The organism is Sulfurospirillum deleyianum DSM 6946, assembly GCF_000024885.1.
Taxonomy (GTDB): Bacteria; Campylobacterota; Campylobacteria; order Campylobacterales; family Sulfurospirillaceae; genus Sulfurospirillum; species Sulfurospirillum deleyianum.
The window spans coordinates 1-16,110 of record NC_013512.1 but is presented as its reverse complement, the minus strand read 5'-3'; the positions used below and the strand labels follow the sequence as shown (position 1 = coordinate 16,110).

Sequence of the window (16,110 nt, the reverse complement as noted above, 5' to 3'; positions counted from 1 at the left end):
AGTTTTAAAAAGTGATGTGCTATAAGCGATACTCTTTTTTCAATGGGTTATGAAAGAAGTCTATTATTTTAGTAAGGAGAATCCCATGTTTGGTGGAAAACGTATCGCCGAATTAGAACGTGAAAATGAGGCACTTAAAATTGCCCTTAACGACAAAGAAAAAGAGCTAGAATCCCTACGTTACACACAAACCCAAACCTCATTCCGTGAAGAGGTCAAAACCGACACAACCAAAGAAGCTTTACTCTCAATGTTACTCGTCAGTTATGAAGATGGTATGAACTTTCTTCAAAATACCATTGAAGAGAGTTTGACAATGCTCGGTGAAATTAACACCCTCAACGATGCTTCCACAAAAGGCGGTCAAAATGTCGAGAAACAGACCAGTGACATTGTGTGCTCTTTGGAAAAAATTCAAGTCCTCACGCAAGATTTTACCCGTGATGTGGAAAATCTCTCCTCCAGCGTTTCAGCTATTTCGGACATTATCAATCTTATTAAAGACATTTCTGACCAAACCAATCTTTTAGCCCTTAATGCCGCTATTGAAGCCGCACGTGCGGGTGAACATGGAAGGGGCTTTGCCGTAGTTGCTGATGAGGTTCGAAAACTCGCAGAACGCACCCAAAAAGCGACTCTTGAAGTCGAATCCAACATTAGCATTCTCAAACAAAATGCCAACTCCATGGCAGATACCAGCGAAACCTTCCAAAAAGAGTCACAAAGCTCTATGGCAACGCTCAACGCTTTTTCAACCGAAATTCACACCATGCTCGCAAATGCCACAAGCATTACCAATAAATGTGACAATGTTACCAATGAAATTTCTATTAGCAATGGAAAAATTGACCATATCTTACTCAAACTCAAAGGCTACAATGCCGCTTTAGAGCATAAACGAAGTGACATTATGGCACACACAGCCTGCCGTTTTGGAAAATGGTTTGGCACCATTAATCACCGCTTAAATCCAACGACTATCAATGAAGTCAATGACCATCATATGAAAGTACACGATGGGCTGAAAAAAGCGATTGATATTTTCGCAACAGGTGGCAATGAACAAGAGGGAATTCAAACCTTTAGAATGGTCGAAAATTCCAGTAAAGTGGGTTTTGAAAAACTTATTGAAGGTTTTAAAGCGATTCGCAAATCCTAATGCAAATGGATTAATGGTTTTACATGTAAAGACCATTAATCCTCAAATAAGCACAAAATAGTTATACTTCCACTCTTCAATTATAGAGAGGTGTCCGAGCGGTTGAAGGAGCACGCCTGGAACGCGTGTGTGGGGCAACTCACCGAGGGTTCGAATCCCTTCCTCTCTGCCAGTCATTCTTCTTACTGCATCTCACTCTTTAGTTTTCCATATTTATCACATGCAATAGAGAGTCCTTGCTCACATGCTTTTTGATACAGTGTGAGTGCCTTGTTTAAATCTTTTTGAACCCCTTGTCCGTTGCGGTACATGACGCCTAAATTGTAGCAACTTTTTTCATACCCCTCGTTGCAGGTTTTTTCAAATAACTCAAAGGCTTTAGCATAATTTTGCTGAACCCCTTGCCCTTTATAGTACATCAACGCCACGCTATAACACCCTCTAGTATGCCCACTTTCACACGTTTTATAAAACAGGGTAAAGGCTTTTATAGCATCTTTGGAGACACCCTCGCCATCTTCAAACATCACGCCTAAATTGTAACACGCATCCAACATGCCCCCTTCACAAGCACGATTTAAAAATTCAATGGCTTTCGTATCATTTTTATAAACACCCAAACCCACATCGTACATATTGGCAAGGTTATAGCACGCTTCAGCATTTCCATTGGCGCATGAAGCCTCAAAATATTCTGCCGCTTTTACAAAATCCTGACGCTCGTATGCACCAAGTCCTTCCATCAAATCATCTGCATACGAAAAACTAAATCCTAACACCATACATATAAACGCACAAACTATCTTTCGCATTACTGCTCCTTTATTTATATGTTCCTGTATAAATGACTTCATCAAATAACAACTCTTCTAACAACTCAGGAAAAAGGCGCATACTCATAAAAAGTGCCATAGTGTTTGCTATCGACAAAGGCATATACGCTTTTGAAATTTCCTCTTCTAAGTACGACAAATCCTCTTTACTGTAATGCCGAATCGAGTAGATAAAATCTTTGACTACTTCTTTTGAAGCCTTATTGGAAGCGCTTTGCTGATAGTTTACATGTAAAGATTCTAAATTCCAAATAGAAGAGGCAAAGAGTTTTTGTATCGTAGGATTCGAGATAAACGCATCAAAGGCTTTTTTCACATCAAAATCAAACATCAACGAAGGCGTTCCATCTCCTATAAAGTAAACACTCTCTTTTTCAAGACTTCCTTTATAAATATTTTTCTCTCTAAAACGGTGTTGAATAAAAAGCGCTCGCTTGCCAATACGCTTTGAAACAACCTCACTACTATGAAGTTTTTTCCACACAAGAGGCTCGTACGAATGTGACGAATGATGCCCTTTTAACAGCAACGCTTCAATACGTTTTTGATAAACAACGTCTACGTTTTCATTGCGTACGTTTGAAGGCTCTGAACACCCTACAAAAATCACAAGCAAGGCAAAAATCATACCTACAGCTTTCATATGAAAATCTCCTTTTCGTGCATTATACACCCACGAAGCTATAAAGTTTTTACATGTAAAATAGAATTCTTGAAAAGATAGGCTTTGTCGTGCTATACTAAATAAAAGATTAAGAAAGAGAGTATCGTATGATCAATCTTCAAAAAGTACACATGTTGCCCGCTCGTGAACAAGTGGCTTCTATGTTGCGATCCTCCATTCTTTCAGGTGGTATTGCCCCAGGGCAATCCATCACGCTTGATAGCGTAGGAGAGCAAGTGGGTATGTCACGCACGCCTGTACGTGAGGCATTTCAGATTTTAGCGGCTGAGGGACTTTTGGAGTTACGCCAAAATCGGTGTGCGATTGTGAAAGGTATATCGGTTGAAGCCATTAAAGATCATTATGAGATGCGCATTTTACTTGAGACTGAAGCCCTTAAACGTGCGTGTGAACGCATGAACGAGGAGACGCTTAAAGCCATTAAAAAAGTGAATGAACAAGGCAGACGTGCCAAAGAAAATGGGGATACTGAGGCCTACAATCTCGCCAACCAAGCCTTTCACATGACCATTTGGGAGGCAGCGGACAGCGAAAAACTCAAATATTTTCTCTCCTTACTTTGGAATGGTCTTTCCATGAATCGTTTAGTAACCGCACAAGAGTATGCGACTATCTCATTTGGCGACCATGAAAAAATCATAGAACAATTAGAGAAAAAAGAGTATGAAGGTGCGTGTGAAACGATGCGTCAGCATATCATTTACAGCATGAATAGCACCCTTAAAAACTACAAAGATGCTTAAACATTGAGGTGCCAAACCTGCACCTCACACTCTTTTTACCTGAAATTCCCTAAACTCTTAAATCTTTCTTTTTACATGTAACATTTCATATTAACAGCACATTTAAATTTTTTACCTATAATTTTAAAAGATTAATGTAAAGAGTTTTTAATGCCCCATACACTGACAGAACGGCAGATTGTTCTCATCCTTGCCTCCCTTTCTGCGATTACACCCCTTGCGATTGATATGTACTTACCTGCATTTCCTGCCATTGCGCTTGACCTTCACAGTGCGATTCCCCATGTTGAGTTTAGTCTTAGCCTCTACTTTTTTGGTATGGCAATGGGTCAGCTTTTTGGAGGACCTATCTCAGATGCTTATGGCAGACGCCCGATGATTCTTATAGGATTAAGCGTTTTTGCACTCAGCAGTTTTATGCTCTCTATTGCCAATAGTATCGAAATGTTTTGGATTTTACGTGCGCTTCAATCCTTTGGTGGAGGAGTTGCAACGGTCAATGTTTCGGCTATTGTACGTGATAAATTTGACGGCAAAGAGAGTGCTCGTATTTTTTCGATGATTTCAATGATTATGCTCATGGCACCACTTTTAGCACCTACATTAGGTTCTGCCATTTTAAAACTTTTAGATTGGGAAGCGATTTTTATTGGGTTGGGAAGTTACACCCTTATCACGCTAGGAGTTTATCTCTTTTGCTTTCCAAAAACCAAACAAATCCGCACTAAAATAACACCCATTCAAAACTATAAAACCGTTTTAAGTCATAAATTGGCAATGGTTTTTGTTATTTCTCAAATTTTGTGTACATCGGGAATGTATACCTTTATTACCTCTTCTTCCTTTATCTATATGGAACATTTTCAACTCTCTGCGGCACAATTTGCACTCTTTTTTTCAAGTAATGTCACAATGATGATGTTTTTTGGATGGCTTAACGCTTCACTGGTCAAAAGAAGAGAACCACTCTCTTTACTGCGTTTTGGTATGAGTGTACAAGCCCTTTTAGGTATTTTGCTCTTTACATTCCAAGATGGCTCGCTCTATCTTATTTTTCCACTCATTGGACTTTACATTGGCATTTTAGGCTTTATCTTTTCAAATTCCATTGCCTTAACCTTAGAATTTTTTCCCACCATTAGCGCTTCTGCCAATGCCATCATAGGCGTTTTACAGTACAGTGTGGGTGCTCTCATGGGATTTGTTGCCAGCTCTTTTCATGATGGAACCCTTTTTCCCATTACCACGGTTATGATGAGTGTAAGCTTGTGTGGGATTATTTTACTCCTTACAGGAAGCAGAGGCTATGCGCCTCGCCACCATATTAAAAGTGCCTAAAAGAAGGTGTACTTTTTGTAAATTTCAAAAGTGAGAGTGCTTTTTTAGGTGAATTTCCAAAAATTTTATACACATTTTTTAGCTCAATCTTGACCTCTTTCATTGTTATTCCTAAGGTAAAATTAAGTTAAGAGAGATTTTTCTCTCTTTTTCACCTTAACAAAAAAGACTTATATGAAACTTAATTTTTTAGATATTCTTAAAATTGTCTTAAGTTTAGAAGAGGCTAAAAGGCTTAGGAGCCACCACAGGGTAGTGCTTTAGAAAGTTTTAAGCGTTCGAGGAAAAAAATCATTTTTTTGAATTTAAGAGTTTGAGAATTTTTTTATCCACCGTAGAAAGCGCTAAATGTTCTATCTCTTTACATGTAAAATAGTTTTCTATCGTTACATGTAAAGAGGGTTTAAAAACATCCAGTTCCAATTTAAAATGGCTGTACGTATGTTCTACTTTTCCTAAAAAAATACCCTCTGGTTTTTCATCGACCTGTATAAATCCCCAAAGCCCATGAAGCAATTTCTCTTTTCGTTGAATCAGTCCTAACTTTCCCTCACGCTCACACACCAAAGCAAAGCGTTTTTTGGTAGGCACTTTGGCTTTTTTGACAGGTTGTGGATAAAGTTGAGGCGCATGTTTACCTTTACATGTAAAAGCTAAAGGACAGGCGTCACACTGCGGATTTTTGGGTGTACAAACAAGCGCACCAATGTCCATCATCGCTTGATTATGCTCATAGGGATATTTTACATGTAAAAGTTCCCACGCCCTTTCCCAAAGCACTTTTTCATCTTTTACGCTTATCGCAAAATAACGACACAAAACCCGCTTGACATTGGCATCTAAAATAGGAAGTGGCTCATGATACGCAAAGGCACAAATGGCGTGTGCCGTACTTTTGCCAATGCCCTTAAGTCCACCTAACTCTTCAGGACTACGAGGCAAAATACCTTTACATGTAAAAGCGGTATGATGAAGATTTTTCGCCCTTGTGTAGTACCCAAGCCCCTCCCACATTTTTAAAACATCATCCAAAGGAGCCTCAGCAACACTTTTTAACGTGGGAAAGCGTTCTAAGAAAGGAAAATAAAAGCGCTCCAGCACGGTTTTAACCTGTGTTTGTTGAAGCATAATTTCACTGAGGTAAATTTTATACGCATCACTGGTTTGCCGCCACGGTAAGTCATGACGACCATTTTCTTGATACCATACATAAATGGCATCTTTGACACTTAATGCAATGCCCATTTTATGGGTGTTTTTCCATGTTCAATCAGATAAGCGTTGCTTTTTGAAAAGGGCTTTGAGCCAAAAAAACCACGATAACTTGAAAGCGGTGAAGGGTGAGGTGCTTTTAAAATGAGATGTTTTTTGCTATCAATGAGCGAAGCTTTCGCTCCAGCAGGTGCTCCCCACAAAATAAAGACGACATGCTCTTTTTCATCGCTCAAAGTCTTAATCACCGTATCGGTAAACGTCTCCCATCCACGTCCTTTGTGCGAATTGGCTTCACTTGAGCGTACTGTTAAAACGGCGTTGATTAAAAAAACACCTTGGTCTGCCCATGAAGTGAGTGTCCCATTTTTAGGAATGTCACACCCTATATCATCTCGTAACTCTTTGAAAATATTTTGCAAAGAGGGTGGATGAGGCACACCCTCTTGCACTGAAAAGGAGAGCCCGTGTGCTTGTCCTGCTCCATGGTAAGGGTCTTGCCCTAAAATGACCACTTTGACACGCTCAAAGGGAGTATGATTGAACGCTGCAAAGATATTGGCTCCGCTGGGATAAATCGTATGGTGCTTTTTTTCTTCCATTAAGAAGGTTTTAAGTGCTTCAAAATAGGGTTTTTGAAACTCATCAAACAGAACTTTTTTCCAACTCTCTTCAATTTTTGGCTCTATCATCAATATCCTCTACTTTTTTTAAGCATTTTTAGGTAAAATACGCTTCGCCTTCTTCTAGACCTGTGCAATGTCTTTTAAGAGCATCGCTTCAGGGTGGGAACACAGCAGAGCACTTTTATTAGGTGTGTGCCGCAGTCATCTGGAAGAGGGTTTTTACAAAAGCTATTTTTACACGCTTCTTTAGCAAAGCCAAAAAAGCTACGTTGCACTAGGCACAAAACAAGAGCTAAGCTCGATGTTTCTATGAAAAGCTAGCCTCATACGAGGCAGAACTTATTTTATACTCCAAAATACTCTTCTAACTCCACAGCCAATCCATAAAAATCAGCCTTTCCAATTTTCCCTTTTTCTTTGAGCTTCTTTAAAATGTGCTCTTTGCCTTGAATCAACTCTTTAGACTTCACCCCATGCGAAATGGAAAGGGTTGCCTCAATAAAGGCGGCCAAATTATCACAATTTTTAAGCGCTTTTCCATCAATGGCATTAAATTTATCTTCATTATACAAAGAAACATCTTCCACCGCTTCGATTTCTTGCTCATAAATCCGATTTAAAAACTCATTTTTTTGATGATCCCCATAAAGTCCAAGCAGGTATTTAAACTCTTTTAAAAGCCCCTCAGGAAGATAAGGCAATATTTCCTCTTCAATCATCTTAATTTCAAATTCACTGATAATATCATCCAACCCACTCACCGAATACTTAACAGGGGAGATTATGTCACGGGTCAGCGCTTCAGGAAAATCGTGAAAAAGGGCACAAAAGAAGTTATTCACCAGCCTTTGATCACACGCTTTGATAAAAAGCGAGTAAAAATAGCCCAAAATGGCGACAATCAGCATATGTCCCAACACCGAAGTTTCAGGAATACGAGGCGTTTGCGCCCAGCGTTTTTGAAAACGAAGGCGTCCGCTTAAATCAACAATTTTAGAGATTTTTTTATTCATCGCCATTTTGCGTACACTAATGAGTTCGTAATAATCCTCAATCTCTTCTTCCACCGCCTCTTTTACACGGTCAATATTGCTTAAAAATTGACTGGTCTGATAGACAATGGAAAACTCCCAACGGGTTGCCATATACGAAGCCGCTTTGAGGATAAAACGCTCTTTTTTATACATAGAATTATCATTAATATACGTTTCAAAACGCTGATAAAACGCCCCACCTTCAATTTCACTCAATGAATCATAAAGCTGTGAAAGTACCCATGAATTGATCTCTTTCTCTTTTTTTTGAAGCGCTTTTCGAAAAACATCAGGGCGAATATCGGTCACCACAACACGACGTAAAAATTCAAAAATTCCCGCTTCAATCAAGGAGCGCATATTGACACTGCCCTCAGGTTCCATTTTGGCAATAAAATAAGCGATAATAAACTTATGCGCTTGTTTATCCAGCTCCACCAATTCCACCATGCGTGGGTAATCATTCCAACGCTGAATGGAAGCAGCTCCAAAGAACTGCTCGATGAGTTTTGGGTTTAACATGACGTTTCGTTTCTAACCAATTTTGAGTCAATTTCAATGACCGTATGCACATTGCCTCGTGGATTAAAATCAGCAACCACTTTAAGCCATTTGGGTTTGAGTTTTTTATCTAAAAGGTCATAAATTTCATTGGCAGAATTTTCATGGCTGATGTTGCGATTCATAAAGCTATTGATGTAGAGTTTAATTGCTTTAAGCTCCACCACTAGTTCATTAGGAATATAGTCAATATAAATTGTCGCAAAATCAGGATAGCCACTGCGTGGGCACAAACAACAAAATTCTGGTAATGTGAGTTTAATCACATAGTTTTTTTTATGCTGATTAGGCCAAATTTCCAAATCTTTTTCCACATCAAATTCTGTAATAATTTTTTCACCATACTTCATCGTTAAATTCCTTTATACTTTTGGGTTTAGAGATACAAAAACCTTGAATAAAATCAGGCTCACAAGCTTTAATCAGCTTCAATGTACTCTCTTTATCCACGAATTTTACCATAGTTTGCACCTGAAGACTTTTAGCAAGGTCAATATAAGATTTTAAGAGTTTTTGGTATTTGACATCTTCAATTTTTTTGGTAAATTCAATGTCAAATTTAATCAAATCAATGGGCAAATATTTGAGGTATTCAAATCCACAATTATTACCTCCAAAATTTCCCAATGCTATTTTAAATCCCACTTCTTGATAACTCTCAATAATCTCTTTAAAACGCTGTATCTCTTCATAACTCTTTTCTTCTACAATTTCAAGAATAAAACGATTAGGATGCAACTCTTTTTGTTTAAAAAGGTTTAAAAGATAGTGTTTAAATTTACTATTTCGAAGAGTAACAGGTGAAATTTCAAGGCTAAGTAGAAACTCTTTTTTAGGTAAAAAAGGATCAATTTTTGCAAGTAATGAAGCAATAATCTGTTCATCTAAAGCACGTTCTAAACCCATACGATTCGCAATATTTTGGATATTTCCTTTGGTAAAAATACCATAATCTTCTGTATAAATACGTGTTAAAACCTCAAAGAGTGTTGTTTTTTCTTCTTTTACATGTAAAGCAGGTTGATACTTAAAAGCAATACCATCATGGCGAAAGGCATGGCTAAGATTTTTTTTAAAGGTGTGCAGTTGAATGTGAGGTAAAACTTCTTTATCAACTTGATTTTTTTCAATTAACATAAAAAGTCTCTCAATTACATAGGGAACATTGGTCTCATACTGTGCTTCTAAGAGCGAAAATGAGAGTTTAACTTCAATATTTTGTAAACCATTGTTTTGAATACGTTTGGTAAAAATCGTAAAAAGATGTTTAAATTCTTGGGAAGAAGCATTCACTAAAAATAAAAAACTATCATGGCTATACCTACCAATAGCAATATTTTTATAGCGATACTCTTCTAAAAAAAGTTCTAATTGTTTGATTAAAGCTCGCAAAATCAAATCCCCATTGGCAATGCCATAACGCTCATTAATATCGTTTAAATTGTTTACATGTAAAAGAATAATCAACGATTTTGGGTCTTTATTTTTTTTGATTTTTAAGAGGATTTCATTGCGTGTGAATGTTTTAGTAATCGGATCAATTAAAGTGGTTTGAAACCCATAATAAATCAAATAAACCGTGTAATAAACATAAATAGGAATCAACAAAATCAACAAAAAAAAGTTGATTGAAGTGTAGGGAAAAAGAGAAAATGAATGAAAAAAAATGCCAATAAGAAGCAGGAGAGGAAAAACGATTTTTAATGCTGTAATAAATCGGCTCTCCCGCTCCTTTTTCTCAGAATAGAGCATTAAACATCCAAATGTTTAACATCTTTAGCATGGTCTTGAATGTATTGACGGCGCGGTTCAACTTCATCGCCCATAAAGAGTGTAAAGGTATCACTTGCAATTTCCGCATCTTCAACTTTTACTTGTAAAAGTCTTCGATTTTCAGGGTTCATCGTTGTTTCCCAAAGTTGTTCAGGGTTCATCTCACCTAGACCTTTATAACGTTGAATATACGCACCTTTTTTAGCACTTTTTTCAATTTCATCCAACACATCAATCGGATCACGTCCATCAAAAACATCAAAATCACGTTCTTGAATTTTGGTAAAAATATAACGTGCCTCTTCATAAAGTGGATTGGTATAAAAACTCTCATCTAAGAGTAACTCTTCAAGTCCATCCTTAGTTTGAATAAAAAGATGAATGCTCTCTTCATTAACATAATGATTTAAAATGTTATATCCTAAATTTTGAATATAACTCTGAATGGAACCAAAAAGCTCTTGAGAAGAAAGCCCAATCAAATCAGGATTTTCAATTAAATAACGCACCACTTCAATCATTGAAAAACGTTTTTCAAGCTCTTTTAAAATGCCTCTGTACGCCGAAATAATTTTAAAGAAATCAATTAAGTCATTGGTACCAATTCCTTCAATATCGATGCTATCCATGCCTGATTCAATTAAAAAAGCATTCATTTCAGTATCGTCTTTAAGGTAAATCTCTTTTTTACCTTTTTTATAACGATAGAGTGGCGGTTGCGCTAGATAAACATAACCATTATCCACAATCGGACGTAAAAAACGGAAAAGAAACGTTAAAAGAAGGGTTTGAATATGGCTTCCATCAACATCCGCATCGGTCATAATAATGAGTTTATGGTAACGCAGTTTCTCTTCGTTAAATTCATCCCCAATACCGCATCCTAGGGCTGTAATCATATTTTTAATTTCATCAGATTTTAAAATCTTATCTAAACGACTTTTTTCAACATTGAGAATTTTACCTTTAAGAGGTAAAATCGCTTGAAAAACTCTATCACGACCCTGTTTTGCAGAACCACCCGCACTATCGCCCTCAACAAGATAAAGTTCACAGACAGAAGGGTCTTTACTTTGACAATCCGCCAACTTTCCAGGCAGTGTTCCAATACTCATAGCATCTTTTCTACGGGTTAGATCACGTGCATTTTTAGCGGCTTCTCTCCCTCTTGCTGCCATAAGTGCTTTGTTCATAATGGCTTTAGCTTCGATAGGATTTTCTTCAAAATATTTTACTAACTGTTCATACACCAACTTTTGAACAATAGGTTTTACATAAGAACTACCTAATTTACCCTTTGTTTGACCCTCAAATTGAGGCTCAGGGACTTTAACAGAGACAATGGCTATCAAACCCTCACGAACATCATCTCCTGTGATTTTTGAGTCTTTTTCACGAACGCCTGCATTTAAAGAGATGTAATTGGTAATGGCACGTGTTAGACCCGCACGAAAACCACTTTCATGCGTTCCACCATCAATCGTTTTAATGTTATTAACAAATGAGTAAAGAATTTCACTGTAGGTTGAGTTATACATCATGGCAATATCAATTTCAACATCCTCAACACTCGCAGTATAATGCACTGCTTCAGCAACTTTTTCTTTTTTATTTAAATCTAAAACAAACTGTTTAATACCACCTTCAAAATGATACAATTCAGTACGTCCATCACGTTGGTCTTTAAGTTCAATCGTAATTTTTGGATTGAGATAGGCTAGTTCACGAAAACGTGTGGCTAAAATTTCAAATTGAAATTCTGTGGTTTCAAAAATAGTTGCATCAGGCCAGAACTCTATGATTGTACCTGTACGATTGGTAGTTTTTACAACATCTAAAGGTGTTACAGGAATACCACATGCAAATTCTTGACGATGTTCATTGCCTTCACGTTTAATTGTAGCGACGAGTTTTGATGAAAGGGCATTAACAACAGAAACACCCACACCATGTAAACCACCTGAAACTTTATAGGTATCTTTATCAAATTTTCCACCCGCATGAAGAACCGTTAAAACAACCGTTGCCGCTGACATATTTTCACCCTCATGCCAACCAACAGGAATTCCTCTTCCGTTATCGGTAATAATTGCTGAACCTTCACGTGTTAATTCTACTTTAATATTTGTACAATAGCCTGCCATTGCCTCATCGATAGAGTTATCAACAACTTCGTAAATTAAGTGGTGTAAACCATTGATATTCGTATCACCAATATACATACCAGGTCGTTTTCGAACGGCTTCAAGGCCCTTTAGAACTTTAATATTGTCTGCACCGTAATTGCTCATAATGTCTCCGCTTTTTATTTGTCGTTAGTTTTAAATCATAATAGGCATAACAATGGTCATAAAATTTTCACTCTCTAAAGTAAAAGGTAAACCACTGTCATTAAAACCTAAAGTAAAGTTGCTGTTTTCAATGTTGGATAAAAAATCTAAAAGATAACGGCTATTGACCGCTAAATAAATTTCATTTTGTAACCCTGTTTCAAAATCAACTTCTGTTTTTGCTTCAATATTGTCATCATTGAGGCTCTCAAAAATAATTTTTTCTGCTTTAAATGTAATTTTAATTTCAGGTGAAATAATAGAAATCTGTTTAATGGACTCTATCATAAATTCTCGTGTTAATAAAATTGTATAGTTTTTGTTTTTAGGAATAATTCGTGCGTAATCTGGAAATTTTCCATTAATCAGTTTTGTATAAAATGTAAAGTGATTAGATTGTGCAATGAGTGTATTTTCATCATAAAAAATTTCAATATCATCAAAAAAGAGTTTTTGAATTTCACTGATTGCTTTTTTAGGAATAATAAATGAAAAATTTTCTGTTGTCTCTTGTTGAAGTGTGACAATCGCTAAACGTTTTGTATCGGTTGCAACAAGATTAATGGTGTTATCTTTAATATCAATTAATGAACCATTGAGTTCAAATTTTGGATTATTGGTGTCAATAGCAGGGGCTATCTTTTTAATAGAACGTACTAGGGTTGTACTATTAATATTAAATTTTGGTTTATTCTCAATGGTAGGAAACAAAGGAAAATCATTAGGATTTAACATAGGAAGTTTAAATTTTGAACTATTTTGTTTAATATATAAATAATCATTAATCGTTTCTAAAATAATTTCATCATCTTTTAGACTTTTAACAATATCTAATAATTTTTTACCATTGGCTGTTCCATCTCCAAAAGAAGCTATTTTAATTTCAGAGGTATGATAGGTTAAGCCAATTTCATAATCCGTTGCTTTAAGAACAAAATGTTCATTTTCTATTGCTAAAAAAACATGCGATGTAATTTGACTTAAATCTTTTTTTTCTAGGTAGGGTTGAACATTGAGTAGCATTGTTTCTAAAATGCTTTTTTTGATTGAAACTTTCATAAAATCCCCTTTTAGTTATTTAATTAAAATAGTTGAAGTAGTAGGTTAGGTTGAATTCGTGAAAACATCAACATTATACCTAAAACTAGGGCTAAAACCAGTGAAAAAAGAGAAAGTACTTTTTCACATTTGGTCACATTTTTGATTAAAACTTTTTATTTTTCTTTGGTTAAAATTTTATTTTTTAAATCTTCTACTTTGAGTTTAAATGATTCATTGGTCTCAATAAGCTCATTAATTTTTTTAATATTATGAGAGACTGCGGTATGATCTTTCATTCCAAAGTAGGATGCTAGTGAAGGCATGGAATTAGGTGTTAGTGTTCGTGCTAAATAAATGCCAATACGTCTAGCTTCTACGATATTTTTGCTACGTTTGGTTGATTTAATTTCACTGGGTTTGATATTTAAATCTTTAGCAATAATTTGAATAATATCCTCAAGGCTAATATTTTCTTTACGTTCTTTAATCTGTTCACGCATAACATTTTTAGCAAATTCAAGGGTAATGTCTTGACGCATTAATAAGGCATAGGCATTGAGGTTAATAATAGCACTCTCAATTTCACGAATATTATCACCCATATTTGAGGCAATATAATTGACAATATCACTATTAAGATTAATACCATCGAGTTCACACTTCTTTTTAATGATAGCAATCTTCGTTTCAAGTTCAGGCAAACCAACATCAGCAATTAAACCCCATTCAAAACGGCTTTTAAGTCTATCTTCTAAGCCATTAATCATTTTAGGTGGTTTATCGGAAGTTAAAACAATTTGTTTACCCGCTGAGTGAAGTTCATTAAAGGTATGAAAAAATTCTTCTTGTGTTTGAATTTTATTGGATAAAAATTGGGTATCGTCAATGAGTAAAACATCACAACTACGGTATTTTTCTCTAAATCTTTCCATAGATTGGTTGCGAAGATTATAGGTAAAATCATTCATAAATTGCTCAATAGTCGCATAAATGACAATTTTTCCCTTGCTTTGAGCGTAGTTTCCAATAGCATGAATCAAGTGTGTTTTTCCAAGTCCAGTTGGTCCATAAATAAAAACAGGGTTATACATCACACCTGGTTTTTCTGCAACGGATTTTGCAGCGGTATAGGCATATTGGTTAGAACTTCCCACCACAAAGCTATTAAAGGTGTAAGAAGGGTTTAAAATGGTGTTTTTTGTACTTTTAATGGATTCTAAAATTTCAGTAGAACTTGATTTTGTTTTAGTACTTTTGAGGTGTTCTTTGAGCACAATTTTTATTTCAGGTTTTTTTCCTGTTTTCAGTTCAAAAAGATGTGCTAGTTTTTCAGCGTATTTTGTTTTTACCCAGTTGGCAATTAAAATATTGGGTGCTACAAAAATCATTTGGTCTGAGTTAGAAGCTTTTTCATTGAATTTGAGTTGTTTAATATAGCGATCATATTCTAAAGAAGAAATCTCTTCTTTTAAAAGTTCGAGGATATTATCGGCTAACAAACAGACTCCTTAAAAAATTTTCACCCTGTGAATAACCTGTGAATAAGTTTGTTTTATTTTAGCTAAACTATTATTAGTTAGACGTTAAAGCGGTTCTTTGTATAATGTGAAAAAAGTTATTCACCCTGTGAAATAACCTGTGAATAAAGGAAAAAAGTGACGATATTAGGCATCGATCCAGGTACGCGAAATTGTGGTTATTCGATTTTAAGAAAGGAAAAAAATAGACTGGTTTTAGTCGAAGCAGGACTCATTAAAATCAAAGAAAAAATTTTGCAACATCAGATTATGGAATTAGTAGAAGGACTTGATGTACTCTTTAAACACCATGAAATTGATGAGGTTGCTATTGAAGATATTTTTTATGCGTATAACCCTCAAACAGTACTTAAATTAGCCCAGTTTCGTGGCGCTTTAAGCCTTAAAATTTTACAAGTTAAAGGGAATTTTAGTGAATATACTCCCCTTCAGGTCAAAAAGGCAGTCACAGGCAATGGAAAAGCTGCTAAAGAGCAAGTTGCTTTTATGGTAAAAAAAATTTTAGGTATTAAACAAGAGATAAAGCCTTTGGACATTACGGATGCCATAGCTATTGCTATCACACATGCCCAAAGGATAAAAGTGGATTAAGAAGGCTCTTTAATACTAAACAAATAAGTATGTTCTTCTGGAAGGGCATTATAAAGTGCATGGGCTAGATTTTGAATTTCCCAAAGCGCACTTTTATCGCTCCTGAGGGTTAGAAAATTTTGGAGGCTTCTGGCATTAATCGTCCATGTGAGTTCTGTCTTATAACTCTCTGGAAGGCAGTATTTGGCTTTATCGTTGCTAATACCTTCAACAAGCACCAAACGAAGGTTTTCAAGTGCTTTAATGCTCATTTCATCAACCATCTCAACACCTGTTAAAACAAGGTACTTTTCAGCACGCTTCACATCTTTACATGTAAAGCTCTCTTCATGTTTTAATTCTTTAAGGGTATAGCGTGTGGATTTAACGGAGAGTGATGCCATACGGTGACGGGAGAGTTCTTGAAGCAAGGCACGAGAAATACCTTCAATGTAAAAGTTATAAACCAAATGTTCTAAGGTTGAAGCGTGTTTAAATTTATTGCCTACGCGGTCAATAAGCTCTTTATCTTTTTCGCCACCCTCATCGCTTTTATCAAAACTTTGCCAACACGTGCGAATGGCATCAGCGCAAACGAGAAGGGGAGTGTAGTGATTGAGTGTTACATTCATGTCAATGAGTCCCTTATTTTTTTGGGACTCATTTT

15 protein-coding genes, 1 tRNA gene and 1 other RNA gene are annotated in these 16,110 nt (G+C 36.0%); 6 read left to right on the top strand and 11 right to left on the bottom strand.

Annotated features, from left to right (window positions below):
* The first annotated feature begins 85 nt into the window (after positions 1–85).
* Positions 86–1,159, top strand: a complete 1,074-nt coding sequence (locus tag SDEL_RS12335) for a methyl-accepting chemotaxis protein (RefSeq protein ID WP_012855820.1) — start codon at positions 86–88, stop codon at positions 1,157–1,159.
* A gap of 84 nt (positions 1,160–1,243) precedes the next feature.
* Positions 1,244–1,331, top strand: a tRNA-Ser gene (locus SDEL_RS00080).
* 10 nt (positions 1,332–1,341) lie between these two features.
* Here SDEL_RS00080 and SDEL_RS00075 read toward each other — a convergent pair.
* Both SDEL_RS00075 and SDEL_RS00070 read right to left on the bottom strand, forming a co-directional pair.
* Positions 1,342–1,971 (bottom strand): tetratricopeptide repeat protein, encoded by a 630-nt coding sequence (locus SDEL_RS00075; protein ID WP_012855819.1) that lies wholly within the window; start codon positions 1,969–1,971, stop codon positions 1,342–1,344.
* 10 nt (positions 1,972–1,981) lie between these two features.
* Positions 1,982–2,635 carry a hypothetical protein gene (locus SDEL_RS00070; protein ID WP_012855818.1) on the bottom strand — a complete coding sequence of 218 codons (654 nt, stop codon included), beginning with the start codon at positions 2,633–2,635 and terminating at the stop codon, positions 1,982–1,984.
* Positions 2,636–2,763: 128 nt separating this feature from the next.
* On the opposite strand from SDEL_RS00070, the gene SDEL_RS00065 reads away from it, so the two are divergent.
* Both SDEL_RS00065 and SDEL_RS00060 read left to right on the top strand, forming a co-directional pair.
* Positions 2,764–3,420 carry a GntR family transcriptional regulator gene (locus SDEL_RS00065; protein WP_012855817.1) on the top strand — a complete coding sequence of 219 codons (657 nt, stop codon included), beginning with the start codon at positions 2,764–2,766 and terminating at the stop codon, positions 3,418–3,420.
* Positions 3,421–3,570: 150 nt separating this feature from the next.
* On the top strand, positions 3,571–4,758 hold the full coding sequence (locus SDEL_RS00060) for a multidrug effflux MFS transporter (RefSeq protein WP_012855816.1): 1,188 nt from the start codon (positions 3,571–3,573) through the stop codon (positions 4,756–4,758).
* Between the two features lie 291 nt (positions 4,759–5,049).
* On the opposite strand, the gene mutY is transcribed toward SDEL_RS00060, so the two are convergent.
* Both mutY and SDEL_RS00050 read right to left on the bottom strand, forming a co-directional pair.
* Positions 5,050–6,003 carry an A/G-specific adenine glycosylase gene (gene mutY, locus SDEL_RS00055; protein WP_012855814.1) on the bottom strand — a complete coding sequence of 318 codons (954 nt, stop codon included), beginning with the start codon at positions 6,001–6,003 and terminating at the stop codon, positions 5,050–5,052.
* The gene (locus SDEL_RS00050) at positions 5,988–6,662 is read right to left on the bottom strand and encodes a uracil-DNA glycosylase (RefSeq protein WP_012855813.1); all 675 of its coding nucleotides are present in this window, start codon (positions 6,660–6,662) and stop codon (positions 5,988–5,990) included. Before SDEL_RS00050 ends, mutY begins: the two co-directional genes overlap by 16 nt.
* A 51-nt stretch (positions 6,663–6,713) precedes the next feature.
* Between SDEL_RS00050 and ffs the strand changes: the two genes are divergently transcribed.
* Positions 6,714–6,811: signal recognition particle sRNA small type (gene ffs / locus SDEL_RS11740), an RNA gene on the top strand.
* Between the two features lie 129 nt (positions 6,812–6,940).
* Here the strand turns inward: ffs and SDEL_RS00045 are convergent.
* The 6 genes from SDEL_RS00045 to dnaA form a co-directional block, all read right to left on the bottom strand.
* Entirely contained in the window at positions 6,941–8,152 is a 1,212-nt protein-coding gene (locus SDEL_RS00045) for an HD domain-containing protein (protein WP_012855812.1), read from the bottom strand.
* On the bottom strand, positions 8,146–8,541 hold the full coding sequence (gene queF, locus SDEL_RS00040) for a preQ(1) synthase (protein WP_012855811.1): 396 nt from the start codon (positions 8,539–8,541) through the stop codon (positions 8,146–8,148). Before queF ends, SDEL_RS00045 begins: the two co-directional genes overlap by 7 nt.
* Positions 8,528–9,943, bottom strand: a complete 1,416-nt coding sequence (locus tag SDEL_RS00035; protein WP_012855810.1) for a GGDEF domain-containing protein — start codon at positions 9,941–9,943, stop codon at positions 8,528–8,530. The genes queF and SDEL_RS00035 overlap by 14 nt, the downstream gene beginning before the upstream one ends.
* Positions 9,943–12,255 carry a DNA topoisomerase (ATP-hydrolyzing) subunit B gene (gene gyrB, locus SDEL_RS00030; protein ID WP_012855809.1) on the bottom strand — a complete coding sequence of 771 codons (2,313 nt, stop codon included), beginning with the start codon at positions 12,253–12,255 and terminating at the stop codon, positions 9,943–9,945. The genes SDEL_RS00035 and gyrB overlap by 1 nt, the downstream gene beginning before the upstream one ends.
* Before the next feature lie 30 nt (positions 12,256–12,285).
* A complete protein-coding gene (gene dnaN, locus SDEL_RS00025; protein WP_012855808.1) occupies positions 12,286–13,353 on the bottom strand; it encodes a DNA polymerase III subunit beta in 1,068 nt (355 codons plus the stop codon).
* A 155-nt stretch (positions 13,354–13,508) separates the two neighbouring features.
* Positions 13,509–14,834, bottom strand: a complete 1,326-nt coding sequence (gene dnaA, locus SDEL_RS00020; RefSeq protein WP_012855807.1) for a chromosomal replication initiator protein DnaA — start codon at positions 14,832–14,834, stop codon at positions 13,509–13,511.
* Positions 14,835–14,990: 156 nt separating this feature from the next.
* Here dnaA and ruvC point away from each other — a divergent pair, with 156 nt between their 5' ends.
* Positions 14,991–15,464, top strand: a complete 474-nt coding sequence (gene ruvC / locus SDEL_RS00015) for a crossover junction endodeoxyribonuclease RuvC (protein ID WP_012855806.1) — start codon at positions 14,991–14,993, stop codon at positions 15,462–15,464.
* Here ruvC and thyX read toward each other — a convergent pair.
* Complete coding sequence (gene thyX, locus SDEL_RS00010) at positions 15,461–16,075, bottom strand: FAD-dependent thymidylate synthase (RefSeq protein WP_012855805.1); 615 nt, start codon at positions 16,073–16,075, stop codon at positions 15,461–15,463. The two genes, ruvC and thyX, sit on opposite strands and share 4 nt — an antisense overlap.
* Between the last annotated feature and the right edge of the window lie 35 nt (positions 16,076–16,110).

Excerpts from the sequence above, each read along its gene's own strand:
- SDEL_RS12335 (WP_012855820.1), top strand. The coding sequence starts at position 86 with ATGTTTGGTGGAAAACGTATCGCCGAATTAGAACGTGAAAATGAGGCA.
- SDEL_RS00075 (WP_012855819.1), bottom strand. The coding sequence starts at position 1,971 with ATGCGAAAGATAGTTTGTGCGTTTATATGTATGGTGTTAGGATTTAGT.
- SDEL_RS00070 (WP_012855818.1), bottom strand. The coding sequence starts at position 2,635 with ATGAAAGCTGTAGGTATGATTTTTGCCTTGCTTGTGATTTTTGTAGGG.
- SDEL_RS00065 (WP_012855817.1), top strand. The coding sequence starts at position 2,764 with ATGATCAATCTTCAAAAAGTACACATGTTGCCCGCTCGTGAACAAGTG.
- SDEL_RS00060 (WP_012855816.1), top strand. The coding sequence starts at position 3,571 with ATGCCCCATACACTGACAGAACGGCAGATTGTTCTCATCCTTGCCTCC.
- mutY (WP_012855814.1), bottom strand. The coding sequence starts at position 6,003 with ATGGGCATTGCATTAAGTGTCAAAGATGCCATTTATGTATGGTATCAA.
- SDEL_RS00050 (WP_012855813.1), bottom strand. The coding sequence starts at position 6,662 with ATGATAGAGCCAAAAATTGAAGAGAGTTGGAAAAAAGTTCTGTTTGAT.
- SDEL_RS00045 (WP_012855812.1), bottom strand. The coding sequence starts at position 8,152 with ATGTTAAACCCAAAACTCATCGAGCAGTTCTTTGGAGCTGCTTCCATT.
- queF (WP_012855811.1), bottom strand. The coding sequence starts at position 8,541 with ATGAAGTATGGTGAAAAAATTATTACAGAATTTGATGTGGAAAAAGAT.
- SDEL_RS00035 (WP_012855810.1), bottom strand. The coding sequence starts at position 9,943 with ATGCTCTATTCTGAGAAAAAGGAGCGGGAGAGCCGATTTATTACAGCA.
- gyrB (WP_012855809.1), bottom strand. The coding sequence starts at position 12,255 with ATGAGCAATTACGGTGCAGACAATATTAAAGTTCTAAAGGGCCTTGAA.
- dnaN (WP_012855808.1), bottom strand. The coding sequence starts at position 13,353 with ATGAAAGTTTCAATCAAAAAAAGCATTTTAGAAACAATGCTACTCAAT.
- thyX (WP_012855805.1), bottom strand. The coding sequence starts at position 16,075 with ATGAATGTAACACTCAATCACTACACTCCCCTTCTCGTTTGCGCTGAT.